The following is a 19,735-nucleotide window of genomic DNA, read 5'->3' on the forward strand; positions in this document are numbered from 1 at the left end:
TACGATGCGCGCGTGAAGATGACGATCAAGTGAAATCCTTCGCCCCGAGCCGATGATGTCTTGGGATGCGCCCACGGACGCGTTAGCGTCCGGACGAAGCCGCATATCTCTGCCGTAGCCCCACCACCATCACCGCTCGGGCGATGCCTCCTGCGGAAAAGTGAGGTCGACATGTCCACCGTGACATACCTCGAGGACGGCCCTTCCGTCCTCTCCCTGTACGAAGGTTTCTTCGCCGGTGGCGCCCGGATCCTGCACACCGCAGTCGTCCGCGCGCTCGACGCCACCACGCCTCAGCGGCACAGCGTGCTGAGCCTCAGTGACCGCGTGCAGCGCGAGTTCACCGCGCAGCGGATCTCTTCCGACAACTCCTACCGACGCTTGACCTCGGCCGGCGTCCCGGTGCGGGCATTGAGACGTACGCCGACGGGCCCCATCACCACCAGCCAGCTCAAGCGCGTGGCGCAGTCGGTGGCCAAGGCCGACGTGGTGCTCTCCCTCAAGGAGCAGCCGCTCACCGTGCTGGGCAGGGTCGGTACGTCCGGGACTCCGCTGATCACCTGCCTGCACCGCTCCGACCCGGAGCACCAGGGGGCAGGGGTGCAGGAGCTCATCGACCTCGACCGCGCCGGGCTGCTGACCGCTGCCGTGTGCTGTGCGGAGTCGACCCAGCGGGCCTACCACGAGGCGACCGGGATCCCGCTGGAGCGGCTGCCGGTCTTCCCCAACGGGGTGGACCTCTACAAGTTCCGCACCGATGCCGAGCTGCGGGCCGGCAAACGGGCCGAGCTCGGCGTGGACGGCGACGCACCCGTGGTGATGATCGCGGCGCGCTTCGACGAGATGAAGAACATCCCGCTCTTCGTCCGGGCCGCGCGCCGGTTCGTCCAGGAGCACCCCGACGCCCACCTCGTCATGTGCGGTGCCGGGATGACCGCGGACAACCCGGCCTTCGCCCAGCTCATCAACGAGGAGCTCGGCGCGTGGCCGGCACTGGAGACCAACCTGCACGCCCTCGGGATCCAGAGCCAGATGGCGCCGCTCTACAACGCCGCCGACCTGATCACGCTCACCTCGGCGTTCGGCGAGGCCGCCCCGCTGTGCCTGCTCGAGGGGATGGCCTGCGGCGCGGTCCCGGTGACCACGCCGGTCGGCGACGCTCCGGCGATGGTCGGCGACCTCCGCCTGGTCTCGAGCTTCGACCCGACCGAGATGGCCGAGTCCTGGAAGGCCGCCTTCGCCCAGCGCGAGGAGCACTTCGAGCGCATCTTCCGCAACCGGCAGCGCCTCTCCGAGCAGCGGCTCTTCGACGCGTACGCCCGGCTCATCAAGGACTCCGCAGACTCGGCGCTCATCCCGGTCGCGGTCTGAGACGGTCGCTGGTCGAGCCCCGCACGCGGGGCTCGACCAGCGAGCGATCAGTAGATGGTCACGCCGTAGGCGTTGACGGCCTCACGAACGGGCTGGAAGAAGGTCGTTCCGCCCGTGGTGCAGTTGCCGGAACCACCGGAGGTGATGCCGAGGGCCTTGGTGCCGTCGTAGAGCGCGCCGCCGGAGTCACCGGGCTCGGCGCACACGTTGGTCTGGATCAGGCCGCTGACCCGGCCGGAGCCCTGGTAGCGGACGGTGACGTTGAGCGCCTGGACGGTGCCGCTGTGGACCCCGGTGGTGGAGCCGTCCCGGGTGACCCGCTCACCGACGTACGCATCGGCGACCGTGAAGCCGCCGGGGTGCGAGAGCGAGGGGTTGTCGTAGCGAACCAGGGCGTAGTCGTTGCCCGGGAAGCTCGACGAGACCGTCGGGCCGATCAGGGTGGACTGGCCCGAGTTGGCATACCAGGTCGGAACCTCGTCACCGCAGTGACCGGCGGTGATGAAGTAGTAGCTGCTGCCACTCTGCACGTTGAACCCCAACGAGCAGCGGTAGCCGGATCCGTAGATCGCATCGCCGGCGCCGAGCAGCGTGGTGAACGTGCCGGCGGTGCGCTTGATCGTGAGTGCCTCGGCGTCGGCGCCGGCGGCCTTGGTGACCTTGGCGAGCTCCGCCTTCGAGACGGTGGAGTCGGCGGTGACGACGACCTTGCCGGTCGCGGCGTCGGTGTACCAGGCGATGCCGGATACGGCCGACTTGTCGACAGCGGAGTTGACCGCGGCCAACGCCTTCGGACTGAACTCCTTGTGATCCGGTGCGGCGACAGCCGGCGTGGTGGCAGCGGTAGCCGCCAGACCAAGACCGGCGACGACTGCGGCCAGACGGGTGCGGGACGTGGTGAACCTCATGTGTTCCTCCTACGAACGACCAGGCACCCGCGTGGTTGCAGGCGCCAGGAATGCCCGACCACCGCGATGCGCCCGAGCACGCCTTCTCGGGAGTATGTCGACGGGTCGATCGGTCGGCTACGCCGCGGAAGAAAATTTCACCGCCAGGCGGAAATCATTGCCAAATAGGGCGAAGTGGTCTGAACCACTTCGCCCATTTCAGCTGCGTATCAGTAGAGGTTGACGTCGTACGCGTTCACGGCCTCGCGGACCGGCTGGTAGAAGGTGGTGCCGCCCGAGGAGCAGTCACCGGAGCCACCCGAGGTGATCCCCAGGGCGGTGGAGCCGGCGTAGAGCGGGCCGCCGGAGTCGCCCGACTCGGCGCAGATGTCGGTCTGGATCATGCCGCGGACGGTGCCGGACCCGCGGTAGCGGACCGAGACGTCGAGCGCCTCGACCCGGCCGGAGTGCGCGCCGGTGGACGAGCCGTCGCGGGTGACCCGCTGACCGACGCGCGCGTCACCGACGGAGTAGCCGCCCTGGTGGCTCAGCGAGTCGTTGGCGTAGCGCACCAGGGCGTAGTCGTTGCCCGGGAAGCTCGACTTCACGGTCGGCCCGATCCGGGTGGTCTGACCGGAGTTGGTGTACCACGTCCCCACGTCTTCGGCGCAGTGACCGGCGGTGAGGAAGTAGTGGGTGCCACCGCTGCGCACGTTGAACCCGAGGGAGCACCGGGTCCCCGCGCCGTGGATGGCGTCTCCAGGCCCGAGGAACGGCTTGAACTCACCCTTGGCGCGCTTGATCGTGATCGCGTCGGCGTCGGCGCCGACCGTCCGGGTCAACCTGCCCAGCGCGGAGGCGGGGACGGTGGAGTCCGCGGTCACGACCACCTTGCCGGTGGCCTCGTCGGTGTACCAGGCGATGCCGGACAGCGCGGACCTGCTGACCGCGGAGTCGACGGCGGCGTAGGCGGCCGCCAGCGCCTTGGCGCTGACCCCCGACTCCGCGGGCGCAGCGACCGCCGGCGTGGCCATGGCGGTGGCCGCCAGACCTAGACCGACCGCTGCCGCGAGCAGTCGGCTGCGTGACCTGGTGAACCTCATGCGTTCCTCCTGGGACGACCAGGCGCCCGCCCCGGTAGCGCGCGCCACGTGCACGACCACCGCGATGTGCCCGAACACGTCAACTGTGAGTATGTCGTTGTAGACACCACATCGGCCAGTCGTAGGCAAAAAACTTTCGCAGTTCGACCAAATTTCGTACGCCGCGGGGCAAAGTGGCTCAAACCACCTCACCCCGCGGCGTACTCGTGCTTGATCAGTAGATCGTGGCGCCGTACACGCTGAGCGCCTCGGTCACCGGCTGGAAGAAGGTGGTGCCGCCGGTGGAGCAGTTGCCGCTGCCGCCGGAGGTCAGACCCAGCGCGGTCGAACCGGAGTAGAGCGCGCCGCCGGAGTCACCGGGCTCCGCGCACACGTTGGTCTGGATCAGGCCGCTGACGGTTCCCTCGGCGTAGCGGACGCTGGCGTTGACCGCGGTCACGGTGCCGGTGTGGACACCGGTGGTCGAGCCGTCACGGGTGACGCTCTGGCCGACCCGAGCGGTGCCGGCCGTGAAGCCACCGGTCTTCGAGATCGTCGAGTTGTAGCGGACGATGCCGTAGTCGTTGCCCGGGAAGCTCGAGCCCGCGGTCGAGCCGAGGAGCGTGCTCTGCGAGGAGTTGGCATACCAGGTCGAGACGGCGTCGGTGCAGTGGCCCGCGGTCAGGAAGTAGTCCGCGCCCCCGACCTTCACGTTGAAGCCGAGCGAGCAGCGGGAGCCGCCCCCGTAGATGGCGTCGCCGGGGCCGATGAGCGGGCTGAACTCGCCCTTGGTGTGCTTGACGGTCACGGCCTGGTCGCCCTGGCTCGTCTTCTCGGCGGCAGCCTCCTTGACCTCGGCGATCTCGGCCGCGGAGACGGTCTCGTCGACGGTGATGACGACCTTGTTGGTGGCCGGGTCGGTGTACCACGACGAGCCGACCGGGGCGGACTCGGCGACGGCCGACTTGACCGACGCGACCTCGGCCTTGCTGAACTCGGCATCCGCGGCGGCTGCCGGGACGGCGACGGCGGCGGAGGCCGCGAGACCCACACCCGCGGCAAGCGCGGCGATCGTGCGGGGACGGAAGGTGGTGCGTTGGAACCTCATACGTCTCCTCCTGGGGGAAAGGCCCACGTGTTGTGGGCTTCCGCACCCGGAACCACGGGTTTCGCGGCTTACCGGGGGCGGGTAACTGAGTTTCGTGTTCTTTTCCTTGCCCCGCACCACATTCGATTCCCCAAGAATCTGCATTGCAAAGACTCGTTCATCGAATTCCTGCAATGCAGCAACACGCGATTCCGCAGCGTTTGCGGCTCAGCGCCGAAAGAAGAGGATTGGGTAAGCATTGCCAAGTTGTAGGTGCCCGGGTCCCGGGCCGCGTACGGTGGGTATCCGTGTTCATCTCGCTGCTCGAGCGAGGATTCGGGCGGGATTCCGTCCGGCTTCCAAACCTTCGGCGTGGCGACTGTTGATAGATGGTAGACAAACCCCATGCCGTATCCGCCGCCCCCAGGCTCCCCCGGTTCGGGCGCGCCTGACGAGGAGCCGCAGAAGCAGCCTGCCCCTTTCGACTACAACGAGCGGCTGATCGGGCTCTCCGACGAGAGCGGCAACCGGCCGGCGTTCAACGCCCGCAAGGAGCGCGCCGGCCAGGGCGGGCCGCTGCGCCAGGTCCTGACCATCGCCGTCTCCCTCGGGCTCGTGGTCGTGTGCGGCGTGGTCGTCTACGCACTGTTCACCCGCGGCGACGATGCGGCCACGACCGCCGGAGCACCGACCGCGAGCGACACGGCCTCGGCCGACAGGACACCGAGCGGGTCGGCGAGCCAGGGCGGCGGAAGCTCCGACGTCGGCGGTGAGTCCAGCGGCAATCCCGACTGGCCCGGGACCTCCGCGGCCGACCCCAGCGACGGCGCCACCAGCTCGCGTTCGACCATCGGCCCCGAACACCTCTCCAAGGCCGACGTCCCCCGCCCGTGGGAGTTCACCTACGGCGACGTCAACCTGAAGGCCCGCTACCTGAGCGGCAAGGACTACTCCGGCTGCAAGGCGACGCTGAAGCCCGCGATCCGCAACCTCGGCTGCGACTACGCCGTTCGGGTCTCCTACAAGGCTCAGCGGGGCAACCTGCGGATGACCCATTTCATCTACGACTTCAGCACCGTCGAGGCCGCCGGCAAGGCCGCCACGAAGACCGAGCCGCGGCACGTGATCCCGCCGACGGAAGCCTTCCTGCCCGGCTACACCCAGGGCTGGTTCAAGGTGAAGGACTACGGCAAGTACGTCGTCTACACCATGGTCACGGCCAGCGACGGCATCACCGAGGCCCAGGGCAAGGAGTACACCTCCTACGGCAACACCGACCTCGGCGCGGAGATCCTCTTCCGGATGTGACCCGGTCTCAGGGGGTCGCCTGGTCTCCTGCTTCGGGTGACGCCCCTACCGTGGGCGAAGGCTCCGTCGAGGCGCTGCCGCTCTCGCTCGGCTGCGCCGACGGCGTTGCGCTCGACCCGGTCGAGGTCGACGGCTCGGCGCTCGGCTCCTCCGTCGTGGCCGACTCGGACGGCTCGGCCGACTCCGAGGGCTCGGTGCTCGGGCTCGCGGACTCCTCGGGAGTTGCGGTCGCGCCCGGCGACGGATTCTCGCCCTGCTTCTCGTCGCCCTGCCCCGAGCCACCGCCGGTCACCCGGGAGATCGTCGTGCCGCCGTCCCCGCCGCGCGTGATCGAGCTGACGCTGCGTCCGGCCAGCAGCTCGAAGACGGTGATCACGGCGACGACGACCACGAACATCGCCAGCGAGGCCAGCGCGATCCGCTTCCAGGGCAGGGTCTTGAGCCGCTCCTGCCACGACGGCATCGACTCGGCGTCACCGTCCCCCTCGGCCATCTCCGCCGGCTCGGTCGCGGGCTCCGAGCTGGTGCGTACGCCGGCGAGCCCGGCCGACCGCCACCGGGCCAGGGCCTGGGCGCTGGTCACCTTCTGGTGGCTCTTCGCGAGCCACTGCCCGTAGAGGTTGGTGCCGATCGTGGCCGCCACGCTGCCCATCGCCGCCCCGAGGAGGGTGCCGACGGCACCGAGCGTGGAGAGCAGCAGAGCGGAGGTGACGGCAGCGAGGGCGCCTGCGGTGGTCGCGATCCAGTCGATGCGTGCGGGTTTCGATGCTTGGGAATCACTGGAGGGCGGGGTGTTGCTCATTGGGCCCAGATTAACTCGCGACCAGACGCTACCGGGGCCAACTTGACGCAGATCACCCTTGACTCAGGTCACGTTCCAGAGCCGCTGCACCGGACATCAGAGTGGCGACGACGCTCGGCAGGGACTCCTTGTCGTAGCGGACGCTGGGCATGGAGATCGACATCCCGGCGACGACGTCGCCGCCGGCGCCACGGACGGGGACGCCGATCGCGACCACGCCACGCTCGGAGCGACCGTCGTTGAAGGCGAAGCCGTTGCGGCGTACGCGCTCGAGCTCGGTACGCAGCGCGTCGACGTCCGGGCGATCGGCCAGGTGGTCGGCGTACCTCTCCCGGGAGTAGATCGAGGCGACCTCGTCGTCGGAGATCTGGGCCAGGAGCAGAAGCCCGGCGGTGGTGCGGTGGGCCGGGAACACCATGCCCTCACGGGAGCCGACCTTGAGCGACTGCGGCGACTCGACCGAGGCGATGAAGCGACAGGTGTCACCGGTGCGTACGGCGACGTTGGCGGACTCGCCCAGCAGGTCGACCAGGCGCTGCAGATGGGGCAGCGCGACCTGACGGAGCCGGGATGCGGTCGAGCGGGAGTGGGCAGCCAGCTCCAGCACCGGTCCGGCCCGGTAGACCTTGTCCTCGTCCTGGACCGCGAAGTCGCGGTAGACCAGCATCGCCAGCAGCCGATGGGCGGTGGAACGAGCGACGTCGAGCCGAGCCGCCGCCTCTGAGACGGTCAGGCGGCCTTCGAGCTGGAGGATCGTCGCCAGCTTGAGTGCGTGGTCGACGCTGGTGATCGCATACGGGGGCCGGGTCTTGAGCGGCTTGTCCATCCCACCTCTTCCTGATCACACCAAACCAAGCATCTATCGCTCGCGTCCGCAGGAGATTGACCCAGCTGGGGAGGCCGCTGTGACAATGGCCACGTCTTCGAGGCGATGCCTCCCGACGCACCCGGTTCGACAAGTGAGGAACACTGCGATGTCTGTCCTGATCGGCACCAACCCGACGCGTACGTTCGAGGATGCCCGCCGCTGGGTCGAGGAGGGAACCACCCTGCTGACCGGTGCCATCGACGGTCTGGATCGCTCCGCGTTCGACGGCGACTCGCAGCTGCCGGGCTGGACCCGCAAGCACCTGGTCGGCCACGTCGCCGCCAACGCCGATGCCCTCGGCAACCTGATCTCCTGGGCCGAGACCGGCGTGGAGAAGCGGATGTACGCCTCCACCGAGCAGCGCAACGCCGACATCGAGGCGGCCGCGACGCGTCCGGCCGAGGAGCTCCGCGCGTGGTATCTCCGTGGTGCCGCGGAGCTCGACGCGGCCATGGACCGGCTCACCGCCGAGCAGTGGGAGCACGAGGTGATCACGGCCCAGCTCGTCACCCGGAAGGCGAGCGACGTCCCGTGGATGCGGGCCCGTGAGGTCTTCGTCCACGCCGTCGACCTCGGCGTCGGGATCACCTTCGCCGACCTGCCCGACGACTTCCTGCTCGCCCTCGCCGACGAGATCCGTACCAAGCGGGGACTCTCCGACGACGACCTGCTCGGCGTCGAGGGCACGCTTCCCGAGGTGGCCGCCTGGCTCGCCGGGCGTCCGCACGGCCTCGTGGACGCGCCGACGCTCGGGCCGTGGCTGTGACCCTTTCTGGGATCAGCTCCAGAGGGCGAGCTTGTCCGGGTTCAGGACGATCCAGACGTCGGTGACCCGGCCGCCGGCGACCCGGAGGTTGGCGACGCCGCGGTGAGCGCCGTCCTCGACGAACGTGAACCCGAGACCGTCGGCGGTGGCCTCGGTCCGGACCTCCCAGCTGGGTCGCTTCGTGAGTACGCCGAGCAGGAACCGCGCCACCTTCTCCGGCCCGACGATCGGGTTGCGGGCCGCGCTGACCCGGCCGCCGCCGTCGGAGCGGAGCGTGACCGACGGGTCGAGCAGCGTCACCAGCCGGCCGAGGTCGCCGCCGGCGGTGGCCGAGACGAAGGCGCGTACGACGTCGTCGTGCTCCGGCAGTGGGGCGACGTCGTCGCGCTGCTGGGCGACCCGGCGCCGTGCGGAGGCGGCGAGCTGCCGCACCGCGGCCGGTGAGCGGCCGACTACCCCGGCGATGTCTCCGAACGGGACGGCGAAGATGTCATGGAGCACGAAGGCGACCCGCTCGGCCGGCGTCATCGCGTCGAGCACGACGAGCAGCGCGGTGCTCACGGTGTCGTCCAGAGTCGCCCGGTCGGCCGGATCCTCGGGGGCGGCGAGGAAACCCGGCCGGACCGGCTCGGGCAGCCAGGGGCCGACGTACCTCTCCCGGCGGCTGCGCGCCGACTTGAGCACGTCGAGGCAGACCCGGCTGGTGACGCGGCTCAGCCAGCCGGAGGGGTTGTCGATCGCCGCCCGCTCGTCGTCGGAGAGGCGATACCACCGCAGGTAGGTCTCCTGGACCGCGTCCTCGGCCTCCTCGACCGTGCCGAGCAGGCGGTAGGCGAGCGCGATCAGACGGCGGCGCTCGATCATCACCTCGCCCAGGTCGTCCATGTCAGGCATCGTGGCATCTCCTTCGGGGTTCACCCAGTGTGACGAGCCAGACATCGCGATTGTGAGGTGGCGACCTCACATTCGCATCTGCCACCTCGTCAACCTGACGAGTGCCCGCGCTGTGGCGGGCCAGACCGGAAGGACCCCGATGCTCGCCAACGTCAACGTCACCAAGCTCTTCCCCGCTGCGTACAAGGCCCAGATGGCTGTCGAGGAGGCGGTCGAGGAGGCCATCAGCGTCGCCGGCCTCGACCGGCTCGCGGTCGACCTCGTCAAGATTCGCGCCTCCCAGATCAACGGCTGCGCCTTCTGCCTGCGGATGCACACCCAGGACGCCATCAAGAACGGCGAGACGACCGACCGCCTCGCCCTCGTCGCCGCGTGGTGGGAGTCGCAGTACTTCACCCCCGAGGAACAGGCCGCGCTCACCATCGCCGAGCAGATCACCCGCATCGGCGACCTGCACACCTCCCCGGCTCCCAAGGTGGACGTCGAGAGCATCCTGGACGCCAAGCAGATCGCCGCGATCACCTGGGTCGCGATCTCCATCAACGCCTGGAACCGGATCGCGATCTCCAGCCACTACCCGGTCGCACCCTGATCCGAGCGGGTAGTCCAGGGAGTTTCGGTCCGTTACCGGCTGGTAGATGGACGAGAACTCCCTGGACTACCGTCCGGCTTACCGAGTGCTGTCGCGGCCGAGAAGGTAGCCGACCGCCAGCGCGACGACCGCCAGCGCGACCGGATAGCTCTGCAGGAATGCCCCGAAGACCACGTCGGCCATCAAGCCGAGCAGTTCCAGGATCACCCAGATCGCCAGGACCGTGCCGGCGACGATGAGGACCTTCCACCTGGTCGCCATCTACTGGCTCACGTGGAAGTAGGCGGACGTGGTCGAGCGAGGACGCATGGGGATCCTTTGTGGAGCGTGATGGCCGAGGCGGCGCCCACCCGTCGGCGCATCGCAGAAAGTAGCAGTGGGTATGGGGGCGTACGAGAGAATCGTGGAACCGCGTGGGAACGTTTCTCCTACGTGAATCTTTACTCGGCCAGGGGGTCCGATGACTACGCCGACACCACCACCGCCGCCGCCGGACGGGTACGGCGCGATGCCTCCTGCGCCGGACCTCCAGCCTGGCCGGCCGCCGAACGAGAACTCGTACGGCGCGGGAGGGCCACCGCCGCCGGAGAAGCCGCACAACCCGTGGCCCATCGTCATCGGGCTCGGGGCGATCGCGGTGGTGCTGGTGCTCGGCGTGATCATCACGGCCGCCCTCGTCCTGCTCCGCGGTGAGGAGGACCCGACGGCGAAGCCGGGACCGTTGACGGTGACGGCCACGCCGAGCACGTCGGCGACCGCCCCTGCCCCGGGCGGGCTGGCCGCCGACCTGTTCGAGGGTGACTGGAGGTTCAAGCTCGGCGACGTGAGCATGAACGCGACGTACGTGGCCGCCCAGGACTACCCGGACTGCGGGCCGATCGCGTCGGCGGCGCTGGAGAAGAAGGGCTGCCGCTATGCGGCCATGGGGATCCACGACGCCGAGGGCGGCAAGCTGCGGATGCTCCGGGTGATCTACGTCTTCGACAGCGAGGCGGAGGCGACGGCGGCCGCGGAGTCGGTCAAGGAGACCGACTTCGACCTGCCCACCGGCAGTCTCATCGCGGACGACGTGATCGGGAAGTGGGTCGCCAAGGACTCCTCCAAGGCGGTCGTCGTCGGCTTCGTGACCGCGCAGAAGGGCGTCCCGGAGACGACCGTCGACGACTACCTCCACTACGGCACCGCCGACATCGCGGGCGCCCTGATCTTCATGGACCTGTAAGCCGGACGAGGCGGCGATGAACCTCCAGCACCGGATCCAGTACGTCCTGGACGAGCTCGTCGCCAGCGGCACCGAGACCGGCCTGCAGGTCGCCGTCGACCACCGTGGCCACCGGGTCGTGGACGCCGTCGCCGGGGTCGCCGACAGCGGAACCGGGCGGCCGGTCAGCCCGGAGACGCTGTTCTTCAGCTTCTCGACCGGCAAGGGGATGGCCGCCTTGATCGCCCACCTCCTGGTCGGCAACGGCCTCGTCAACTATGACACCCTGGTCGCGGAGGTGTGGCCGGAGTTCGGGGTACGCGGCAAGGAGTCGGCGACGCTGCGTCACGTGCTGACGCACACGGTCGGCGTACCTGCGATGCCCGGCGGGCTCGGCCCGGGCGACCTGGGCGACTGGTCCCGGGTCTGCGCGGCGATCGCCGGGGCGGACCCACTGTGGCGCCCCGGCACCCGGACCGGCTACCACCCGTACACCTTCGGCTTCCTGGTCGGCGAGATCGCGCACCGGGTCACCGGGATGCCGATGGGGCGGCTGTTGAACGACTGGGTCGCCGCACCCCTCGGGATCACCGGCGAGCTCTGCTTCGGCGTCCCGGCGAGCGAGCTCACCCGACTCGCCAGGCTCGAGGACGCCGAGCCACCGGCACCCGAGACACCGGAGCCGGGCGGCATCCTGGCTCCCTGGGAGGGACGACCCCGGGCGTCGATGGGCAACGACCAGCAGTTTCTCCAGGCCGACATCCCGTCGGTGGGCACCTTCACCGCACGTGGGATCACGACCGCGTACGCCGCGATGCTGGACGGGCGGCTGATCGCCCCGGACCAGATCGAGGAGCTGTCGGCGGTCGCCTTCGAGGGCACCGACCAGGTCTTCGGCAACCCGACCCGGCTTGCTCTCGGCTATCCGCTGGGCCGCCTCGGCGCCCCGGCCGACGAGGCGCCGACCGCGCTCGGCTGGCCCGGCGGAGGAGGCAGCTATGCCTACGCCGACCCCGCCACCGGGATCTCGTTCGCGGTCACCAAGAACCGACTCACTCCCGACTTCAGCACCGCGCAGCGACTCTCGGACCTGGTGAACGCCGAGATCGGGCGACTGGCCTGACCCGTCGCCGGAGTTCACCCGAGGTTTCCGAGTATTCGAACGCGTTTGGTTCAGCGCACACGGCGGACTCATACCGTCGGTAGGCGTGTCCCCCACTGCCTCGGACGGTCTCGCCAAGCTCGACCACCGATGGCGGGCCGTCGTGCCCGCGGTCGCGCTGTGCGGCGTCATCGCCGCCGCCTTGAGCTTCCTGGTCCCGACGACCGCCTCGGCCGGCCCGACCGTCAAGGTCGCCCAGGCCGGACCGGTACAGCCCGGCTTCCAGCGCTTCGCCTGGCTCAACGCCTGGGCGGACCACCACACCGCGCCCGGCGGCGCTGCCGCCGGCCGGCTCGACGGGGTGCCGCGGATGCGGATCGTGGTGGGTCACCTGCGGCGTACGGTCATCGACTTCGGCGTGCTCGCCGAGGTGGAGGCACCGCAGCGGGAGGCCTTCGAGTCGTTCGGCCGTGAGTTCGGCCTCGTCTCCACGCCCGACGCCACCGACGACGCGGTCTTCTACCGCCGCTCGGTCTTCCGGCTGGTCAGCAAGGACACGGTGACCATGTACTACCGCCACGGCACCCAGGTCAGCGCGCCGGTGGTCGTGCTGGAGGAGCGTTCCTCGGGGCAGCGCGTCGGGGTCCTGCCCGTGCACTTCCCGGCGAGCCTCCCGTCCGCCCCGGGGCAGAAGAAGTGGCGCGAGCTGAACGCCCGGATCGTCGAGGCCGTGGTCGCGCGTGCCGAGGTGCCGATGGTGGTGGCCGGTGACTTCAACCAGCGCAACGACATCCTGTGCGACCTGACCTCGCCGGGGACCGGTCTGGTGAGTCCGCTGGCGACGCACGAGGAGTGCGCCACAGCCCGCCGGGCGCCGATCGACCAGGCCTTCCTCAGCCCGTCCCTGCGGCCCGACCGCTATCAGGTCTACTCCGGCCCGTCGGCCCGTCGCGCCACCGACCACGGCGCGTTCTACCAGGTCAGGCTGCGCCTCTCCGACGTCGCCTGAGCCCTCAGAAGTACGTCCGGACCAGGTCGGTCACGGTGTAGTCGAGGTCGACGACCGGGATCAGCCGCCACTTGTCGAACGCCGTGCACGGGTGCGAGATCCCGAAGCTGACCAGGTCGCCCGGCCTCAGCCCGGCGTCGGTGCGCAGGAAGGCGTGCTGGTCGGCCAGCTTCTCGACGGTGCCCTCGAGCGGCTCCGCACCGCCGTAGCCGCTGCGCCGCACCGCGAGCGGGACGGGCAGGCCGTGGTCGAAGGGCGCGTCGCGCCTGCCCATGCCGACGATCACCAACCCCTCCTCCGGGGCCGAGATCACCTGGGCCCACACCTCGATGGCCGGGTCCAGGGTGCCCTCGATGCGGTTGTAGGGCGTCTCCTCGGCGTAGAGGCCGTGGTCGTGGGTGACGTACGTCCCGCTGCGCAGCACCTTGCGAGGCGTCATCCCGTCCGGCCAGCCCGTGGACCAGCGCTCGGCGAGCACGTCGAAGAAGGCGCTGCCACCTGCGGAGACGATGGCGTCGGCGGCGACCAGGCCGTTGGTGTAGAGGCTCGAGGCGAGCTCCTTGAGACGGTCGAAGTAGTCGCCGACCTCTTCCGCCGTCCGCAGCCCGCCCTCGTAGCCGGCCACCCCCGCCAGGAGTACGCCCGGCGTGGAGTCGACCACCCGCGCGAGCTGGATCGCCTCCTCGACGGACCGGCAGCCCGTGCGCCCGCCCGGGAAGCCCAGATCGATCAGCACGGCCATCGGCCGGTCCTCGACGCCGACCAGGGCAGACGCCTCGGCCGCCGCCTCGACACCCTCGACCGAGTCGACCCAGTGCAGGTGGAGGAACTCCGGGTCGGCCGCACGTTCGGAGGCCACCCAGCTCAGCGCGCTGTGGTCGAGGATCTCGTTGGCGACGAGGACTCTGCGTACGCCGGCATGGCGGGCGACCAGGGCCTGGCTCGGCGAGGCGACGGTGATCGCCCACGCCCCGGCGTCGAGCTGTCGCTGGTAGAGCGAGGGCGCCATCGTGGTCTTCCCGTGCGGGGCGAGCAGCAGGCCGTGCTCCTCCGCGAAGCCCGCGAGGGTCGCGATGTTGTGCTCCAGCGCGCTCTTCTTGAGCACCATCACCGGCCAGGTGAACGAGCCGTCGAAGAGGTTGCGGCCGGAGGCTGCGTACGTGGTGAGATCGACGGCTTCTCCCGGCTCCCAGAAGCCCTTGTCCGCCCAGGTCACTTGATCATCCATCGGGACAGAACCTACCGACGGCCCAGCCGCGAGACATCGGGTTTTCGAGAAACTGTGGAAATCCCCAGGGCGGTATCGGCGTCGCTTATCGTGACGCCATGGCCAACCGTGCAGCCCAGAGGGGTATGACTCGCCAGCTCCTGCTGGACGCGGCGATGGATCGGTTCGTCGCGAGCGGCTATGCGGCTACGACGATCGACGAGATCGCCTCGGCGGCAGGCACCACCCGGGTGACGTTCTACGCCTACTTCCCCTCGAAGTCCGAGGTCATCAAGGCCCTGATCGCCGAGCGCCTCGAGGACGAGCTGGTCCAGCTCCGCTGCCCGCAGGGCAGCTCACTCGGTGGCCTCGCCGACGCGGTGGCGGCCGGCACCCGCGAGCAGCTCGGGGCCTGGATCCGGCAGGCGATGTCCCGATGGCCGGAGGTGCGTCCGATCGTCATGATCGCCCGCGCGGCCCAGGCCGTCGATCCCGATCTCAGCCGCATCGTCGACGGCTGGACGGACGAGACGATCGAGGACGTCAGCGCGGGTCTGGACAAGGCGGACCGGTTCGACGCCGACAGCAGGCGGCTGCGCGGCACGCTGGCGGTGGGTCAGCTCGACTTCCTGTTCCAGCGCTGGGCGGACGGGTTGTGGGGTGTCGAGCACGACCGCATGTGCGAGCTGGTCACCGAGAGCTGGTTCCAGCTGCTGGGCGAGTGACCGAGCAGGTCACAGGAAGGTCTGGCCCTCGCCCCGGTAGGTCGGCGCGACGGTGATGATCGTGTCGCCCTCGATCAGCTGGAGCGTGTCGAGCCGCTCGCAGACCTCGCCCGCCTTCGCGTGCCGGAACCACACCTTGTCACCGATCGCGAGCTGGTCGGCGGCATGCCCACGCAGCGGCGTCTGGACCTCCCCGGCGCCTTCGGTGCCGACGTACTCCAGGCCGAAGGGGTAGGTCGGGCTGGGCACGCGGTCGAGTCCGGGCGGGCCCGAGGCGATCCAGCCACCACCGGCGACGGTGACGATGCCGGGCGCGGGACGGCGGACCACGCTCAGCCCGAAGTACGCCGCGGGGTGGGGAGTGAAACCGTCGTAGCGGTCGAAGAGGGTCGGCCCGTAGAGCCCGGACCCGGCCGCGATCTCGGTGACCGATGGATCGGCATGGGTGGACTCGATCGAGCCCGTGCCGCCGCCGTTGACGAACTCGAGGTCGGCCAGGGAGCGTACGGCCGCGACGATCTTCCCGCGACGCTCGGTGATCTCGGCGATGGAGGCCTTCTTCATCCGTCTGATGACGGCCGCCGGCGGGTTGCCGCTGAGCGGTCTGTCGACGGTGCCGGCGACCTGGCCCTCGTAGGCCATCAGCCCGACCAGCTGGAAGTCGGGGTCGTCGGCGATGATCCGGGCGAGGGCGACGGCGTCCTCGGGGGTGCGGACCGGGGAGCGGCGGGCACCGAGCCAGATGCGGCGCGCGATGACCAGCGCGGCGTCGAGGTCGATGGCCACGCGTACGGGGGCGGCCGGGGTGCCGATCGCGGCCTTGACCAGCGACAACCCCTCGGCACTGTCGACCATCAGGGTGACCCGGGCGAGCTTCTCCTCGTCCTTCGCGAGGGTGGCGAGCGCGGCCCGGTCGGCGGTCGGGTAGCCGACCACGACGTCGTAATGCGTCTCGGCCAGCCACAGAGCCTCGAACAGCGTGAAGGCCAGGATCCCCTCGTATCCCTCGCGGGCGAGCACCCGGTCGATCAGCGCCCGGCAGCGTACGGACTTGCTGGCGACCCGGATCGGGGTGCCGGCGGCACGGCGTACGAGATCGTCGGCGTTGGCGTCGAACGCCGCGAGGTCCACCGCCCCGACGGGTCCGTCGAGACGGGCGGTCGCCCGGTCGAGCCGTTCGTGCTGCTGGGCGGAGAGATGGTGGGAAGTCGTGACCACGACGCAAGTGTCTATGCCCCGCGCGGCACTCGCGTCAACGGGAGGTGACCAACTGTGCCACCGCGCGGGCCGATCGATGTGGGCGCAGCCGTTGACCGTACGCCTCCGAGGCGACACCCTTTCCCGCGTGAGCGAGCGTCAGCGAGTGAACCAGACAACCAACACGCCACCGCCTCCGTATCCTTGCGCTTGCGCTACGGAGGCGGTCGCGTGAGTCAGTGGCAGAACTGGGCAGGCAACCAGCACGCGGGCGCGGTCGAGGTCGTGGTGCCTCGTGACGAGGCAGAGCTCTCGGCGGTCGTCGTGGCCGCGGCGGAGGCCGGGCGGAGGATCAAGCCGATCGGGGCGGGGCACTCGTTCACCGCGATCGGGTCACCCGTCGATGTCCAGGTCAGCCTGGATCGTCTCTCCGGGATCGTTCGAGCGGACTCGACGACCGGTCTGGTGACGGTACGCGGCGGCACCCGCCTCAAGGTCCTCAACCGGGCGCTCGAGGCGCTCGGTCTGTCGATGACCAACCTCGGTGACATCGAGGAGCAGTCGATCTCCGGGGCGATCTCGACCGGCACCCACGGCACGGGAGCCCGTTTCGGCGGCCTGGCGACCCAGGTACGCGGCCTGCGGCTGCTCCTCGCCGACGGCTCCGTGATCGCCTGCTCGGCGTCGGAGAATCCGGAGGTCTTCGAGCTCGCCCGCGTGGGGCTCGGCGCGCTCGGGATCATCGTCGAGGTCACCCTCCAGACCGAGCCTCTCTTCGCGCTCAACGCGATCGAGGGAAACGGGGAGCTCGCCGACGTGATGGCGTCGTTCGACGAGCACGCGTCGGGCACCGACCACTTCGAGTTCTACTGGTTCCCGCACACGACCCGGGTCCTGACCAAGCACAACACCCGGCTGCCGCTGCCGGAGACTCCGTTGGCGCCGGTGGGCCGGCTCCGGGGCTGGTTCGACGACGAGCTCCTCTCCAACCAGGCCTTCGGCGCGACCGTCGGTCTCGGTCTTCGGGTCCCTGCTCTGGTGAAGCCGCTGGCTCGCTTCGCCGCCTCCGCCCTCTCGCCGCGCGAGTTCACCGACATCTCCTACCGCGTCTTCACCTCGCAGCGGAAGGTGAGGTTCGTGGAGAGCGAGTACGCCGTCCCGCGTGCCGTGGGCATGGACGTCCTCGCCGAGCTGGAGCGTGCGGTCGAGGCCTCGTCGTGGAACATCTCCTTCCCGGTCGAGGTCCGGGTGGCCGGCGCCGACGACATCCCGCTGTCGACCGGGTTCGAGCGCGAGAACGTCTACATCGCGATCCACACCGCGCCCTCCTCGCCCTGGCGCGAGGAGTACTTCGCGACCTTCGAGCGCATCGCCGGCGAGGCCGGTGGCCGCCCGCACTGGGGCAAGATGCACACCCTCACCGCCACTGACCTGGCCGAACGCTATCCGCGGTTCGGCGACTTCGTCGCGCTGCGCGACAAGCTCGACCCGTCGCGTACGTTCGGCAACCCCTACCTCGAGCAGGTCCTCGGCTCTTAACCTGCACTTCTCCCGGGGGTCACCGGCGACCCTTAGCGTGACCCGATGCCGCAGCCTCCCCGACCGCCGCGCATCGCTGAGATCCACGGGCTACGGGGGCTGGCGCTGGCACTCGTGGTGGTCTTCCACCTCTTCGGCAACGGCCGGGTCTCGGGCGGCGTCGACGTCTTCCTCGTGCTGACCGGGTTCCTGGTGACCCGGTCGCTCGTCCGCCGGGTCGCGTCGTCCGAGCTGCGGCTGGGCGACCACTACGGGCGTACGTTCCTGCGGCTCTCGGCTCCCACACTGGTCGTGCTCGCCGGGACGGCGGTGCTGATGGTGACGGTCATGCCGCGGTCGATGTGGGGCTCGACGTTGCGGGAGATCGCTGCGTCGGCGGCGTACGTCCTGAACTGGGAGATGATCCGGTCGCAGCTCGCCTACGGGGCGGCCGGACCGAGCGCGAGCCCGCTGCAGCACTTCTGGTCGCTGGCGGTGCAGGGACAGTTCCTGCTGGTCTGGCCGCTGGTGGTGCTGGTGATCTGGCGGGTGGCGCGGGCGCGGCTCCGGCTGGTGCTGACGCTCGTCGTGGCGGTGGCGACGGTGGCCTCGTTCGTCTTCGCGTGGCGGCTGGGGATCGCCGACCAGCAGGTGGCGTACTTCCACACCGAGGCACGCTTCTGGGAGCTCGGCGTCGGCGCGCTGCTCGCGCTCGGGCTCGACCGTCTCCGTCCACCGGGGGCCGCGCGTCCGGTGCTCGCCTGGGCCGGACTGCTGCTCGTCGCGAGCTCGGGGTTCGTGCTCGACGGTGCCGCGCTCTTCCCCGGGCCGTGGGCGCTGTGGCCTGTCGGCGGGGCGCTGCTGGTCGTGCTCGGCTCCGGATCGACGGCGCGCTGGGGGCCGCAGCGGCTCCTCGCGGTGAGGCCGCTGCGGTTCGTCGCGGACATCTCCTTCCCGCTCTACCTGTGGCACTGGCCGCTGCTGGTGGCGTGGCTGAGCTGGACGTACGCCACCCGGACCACGCTCCTCGCGGCTGTGGTCGTGCTCTCGGCCTCGGTGGTCCTGGCCTGGCTCACCCACCGGTTCGTCGAGGTGCCGGTCACCCGCCTCGGACCGTCCTTCGCTGGCCGTGGCCGGCTCGTGACCGTCCCGGTCGTGCTCGCGCTGGTCGTGGGCACGACGATGGCCGGCGCCACCGCTGTCGAGCGCCAGGACGCTGCCGCGAGGGCGGCCGCCGTCGCCGCCGCGAAGAAGTACGCCGGCTGCATCGGCGCGGCTGCCATGGATCCCGCGACCGCGGGCTGCGAGGGTCCGGACCGGCTGCTCGACGCCAGTCTCGGCTACCAGGCACCCGACGGGTCGGGCTGCTGGTCCAACAAGGAGCGGCCGGTGCGGTTCAAGGTGTGCACGCTCGGGCCGGCCCGCGGCTACACGCGGCGACTGCTCGCGATCGGCGACTCGCACAACCACCAGCTCGTCCCCGCCTACCGCGAGATCGCCGAGCGCCGCGGGTGGCGCATCGACGTCGCCAGCCGCGCCGGCTGCCACTGGAACGCGCGCGATCGTGTCGGCACTCCCCGGACGACCGTCGAGCTGTGCCGGCAGTGGAAGTCGCGGCTCGCGACCTATCTCTCCGAGGAGCGGGGCATCGATGCGTACGTCGTCATCCACTCCAGCCAGGTCTCGGTCGAGGCCGTCGGTGACGAGACGACCGGGGAGGCACTCAGTCGAGGTCTCGCGGAGGCATGGGCGAGCCGGCCGGACCCGTCGGTGCCGGTCATCGCGATCCGGGACAGCCCGATCTTCGAGGGCAGCACCACCCGGTTCGCCCGCGTCGTCCAGCCGTGCATCGACGACGCCGGCCTCGCGGCGGGATCGACCTGCGCTCGCGACCGTGACCGGGCCGTACGCGACGACGGCACCGCCGGCGCGGTTCGGCTGACCCCGAACGCCCATCGTGTCGACCTCACCGACTACTTCTGCGAGGCCGACACCTGCTCGCCCGTCGTCGGCAACCTGCAGGTCTACCAGGACGGCTTCCACATCTCGCCGCTCTACGCCGCGACCCTCGCGCCCTACATCGGCGACCGGATCGCCACGATCCTGCGCTGATCGTGCC

General features: G+C 70.1%; 19 protein-coding genes. 10 read left to right on the forward strand and 9 right to left on the reverse strand.

The features are described from left to right. The first annotated feature begins 171 nt into the window (after nt 1–171). Nucleotides 172–1,371 carry a glycosyltransferase gene (locus tag ABT304_RS05885; RefSeq protein ID WP_350713755.1) on the forward strand — a complete coding sequence of 400 codons (1,200 nt, stop codon included), beginning with the start codon at nt 172–174 and terminating at the stop codon, nt 1,369–1,371. 47 nt (nt 1,372–1,418) lie between these two features. On the opposite strand, the gene ABT304_RS05890 is transcribed toward ABT304_RS05885, so the two are convergent. From ABT304_RS05890 to ABT304_RS05900, 3 genes are all read right to left on the reverse strand, one after another. Beyond that, entirely contained in the window at nt 1,419–2,279 is an 861-nt protein-coding gene (locus ABT304_RS05890; RefSeq protein WP_350713756.1) for a S1 family peptidase, read from the reverse strand. A 209-nt stretch (nt 2,280–2,488) separates the two neighbouring features. Further along, nucleotides 2,489–3,361 carry a S1 family peptidase gene (locus ABT304_RS05895; RefSeq protein ID WP_350713757.1) on the reverse strand — a complete coding sequence of 291 codons (873 nt, stop codon included), beginning with the start codon at nt 3,359–3,361 and terminating at the stop codon, nt 2,489–2,491. A 214-nt stretch (nt 3,362–3,575) separates the two neighbouring features. Beyond that, nucleotides 3,576–4,448, reverse strand: coding sequence for a S1 family peptidase (locus tag ABT304_RS05900; RefSeq protein ID WP_160026293.1), 873 nt, complete (start codon nt 4,446–4,448; stop codon nt 3,576–3,578). Between the two features lie 384 nt (nt 4,449–4,832). Between ABT304_RS05900 and ABT304_RS05905 the strand changes: the two genes are divergently transcribed. Beyond that, nucleotides 4,833–5,735: a hypothetical protein gene (locus tag ABT304_RS05905; RefSeq protein WP_160026292.1), complete on the forward strand. Its 903-nt coding sequence runs from the start codon at nt 4,833–4,835 to the stop codon at nt 5,733–5,735. Between the two features lie 7 nt (nt 5,736–5,742). Here the strand turns inward: ABT304_RS05905 and ABT304_RS05910 are convergent, their stop codons facing one another. Beyond that, entirely contained in the window at nt 5,743–6,537 is a 795-nt protein-coding gene (locus ABT304_RS05910; RefSeq protein ID WP_350713758.1) for a hypothetical protein, read from the reverse strand. A 52-nt stretch (nt 6,538–6,589) separates the two neighbouring features. Next, nucleotides 6,590–7,363: an IclR family transcriptional regulator gene (locus ABT304_RS05915; RefSeq protein ID WP_160026290.1), complete on the reverse strand. Its 774-nt coding sequence runs from the start codon at nt 7,361–7,363 to the stop codon at nt 6,590–6,592. A gap of 148 nt (nt 7,364–7,511) precedes the next feature. Here ABT304_RS05915 and ABT304_RS05920 point away from each other — a divergent pair, with 148 nt between their 5' ends. Next, entirely contained in the window at nt 7,512–8,171 is a 660-nt protein-coding gene (locus tag ABT304_RS05920; RefSeq protein WP_350713759.1) for a maleylpyruvate isomerase family mycothiol-dependent enzyme, read from the forward strand. A gap of 12 nt (nt 8,172–8,183) precedes the next feature. Here the strand turns inward: ABT304_RS05920 and sigJ are convergent, their stop codons facing one another. After that, a complete protein-coding gene (gene sigJ / locus ABT304_RS05925; protein ID WP_160026288.1) occupies nt 8,184–9,065 on the reverse strand; it encodes an RNA polymerase sigma factor SigJ in 882 nt (293 codons plus the stop codon). A gap of 139 nt (nt 9,066–9,204) precedes the next feature. Here sigJ and ABT304_RS05930 point away from each other — a divergent pair, with 139 nt between their 5' ends. Next, nucleotides 9,205–9,657, forward strand: a complete 453-nt coding sequence (locus tag ABT304_RS05930) for a carboxymuconolactone decarboxylase family protein (protein WP_350713760.1) — start codon at nt 9,205–9,207, stop codon at nt 9,655–9,657. Nucleotides 9,658–9,735: 78 nt separating this feature from the next. Here ABT304_RS05930 and ABT304_RS05935 read toward each other — a convergent pair whose 3' ends face one another. Then, complete coding sequence (locus tag ABT304_RS05935; RefSeq protein WP_350713761.1) at nt 9,736–9,918, reverse strand: hypothetical protein; 183 nt, start codon at nt 9,916–9,918, stop codon at nt 9,736–9,738. Between the two features lie 199 nt (nt 9,919–10,117). On the opposite strand from ABT304_RS05935, the gene ABT304_RS05940 reads away from it, so the two are divergent. The 3 genes from ABT304_RS05940 to ABT304_RS05950 all read left to right on the forward strand — a co-directional run bounded on the left by ABT304_RS05940 (nt 10,118) and on the right by ABT304_RS05950 (nt 12,969). After that, on the forward strand, nt 10,118–10,879 hold the full coding sequence (locus ABT304_RS05940; protein ID WP_350713762.1) for a hypothetical protein: 762 nt from the start codon (nt 10,118–10,120) through the stop codon (nt 10,877–10,879). Between the two features lie 16 nt (nt 10,880–10,895). Beyond that, nucleotides 10,896–11,981 (forward strand): serine hydrolase domain-containing protein, encoded by a 1,086-nt coding sequence (locus ABT304_RS05945; RefSeq protein WP_350713763.1) that lies wholly within the window; start codon nt 10,896–10,898, stop codon nt 11,979–11,981. Nucleotides 11,982–12,066: 85 nt separating this feature from the next. Further along, nucleotides 12,067–12,969, forward strand: coding sequence for an endonuclease/exonuclease/phosphatase family protein (locus tag ABT304_RS05950; protein ID WP_350713764.1), 903 nt, complete (start codon nt 12,067–12,069; stop codon nt 12,967–12,969). A 4-nt stretch (nt 12,970–12,973) separates the two neighbouring features. Here the strand turns inward: ABT304_RS05950 and ABT304_RS05955 are convergent, their stop codons facing one another. Continuing rightward, nucleotides 12,974–14,197 (reverse strand): alanine racemase, encoded by a 1,224-nt coding sequence (locus tag ABT304_RS05955; protein ID WP_350713765.1) that lies wholly within the window; start codon nt 14,195–14,197, stop codon nt 12,974–12,976. Nucleotides 14,198–14,295: 98 nt separating this feature from the next. On the opposite strand from ABT304_RS05955, the gene ABT304_RS05960 reads away from it, so the two are divergent. After that, nucleotides 14,296–14,901, forward strand: coding sequence for a TetR/AcrR family transcriptional regulator (locus ABT304_RS05960; protein WP_350713766.1), 606 nt, complete (start codon nt 14,296–14,298; stop codon nt 14,899–14,901). A 9-nt stretch (nt 14,902–14,910) separates the two neighbouring features. Here the strand turns inward: ABT304_RS05960 and ABT304_RS05965 are convergent, their stop codons facing one another. Further along, the gene (locus tag ABT304_RS05965) at nt 14,911–16,119 is read right to left on the reverse strand and encodes an amino acid deaminase/aldolase (protein ID WP_350713767.1); all 1,209 of its coding nucleotides are present in this window, start codon (nt 16,117–16,119) and stop codon (nt 14,911–14,913) included. Between the two features lie 210 nt (nt 16,120–16,329). On the opposite strand from ABT304_RS05965, the gene ABT304_RS05970 reads away from it, so the two are divergent. Together ABT304_RS05970 and ABT304_RS05975 are read left to right on the forward strand one after the other, a co-directional pair. Then, complete coding sequence (locus ABT304_RS05970) at nt 16,330–17,637, forward strand: D-arabinono-1,4-lactone oxidase (RefSeq protein ID WP_350713768.1); 1,308 nt, start codon at nt 16,330–16,332, stop codon at nt 17,635–17,637. Between the two features lie 45 nt (nt 17,638–17,682). Then, nucleotides 17,683–19,728 (forward strand): acyltransferase family protein, encoded by a 2,046-nt coding sequence (locus ABT304_RS05975; protein ID WP_350713769.1) that lies wholly within the window; start codon nt 17,683–17,685, stop codon nt 19,726–19,728. Nucleotides 19,729–19,735: the final 7 nt, after the last annotated feature.

Origin of the sequence: Nocardioides sp. NPDC000445, from assembly GCF_040300245.1 — a bacterium.
In the GTDB taxonomy this organism is placed as follows: domain Bacteria; phylum Actinomycetota; class Actinomycetes; order Propionibacteriales; family Nocardioidaceae; genus Nocardioides.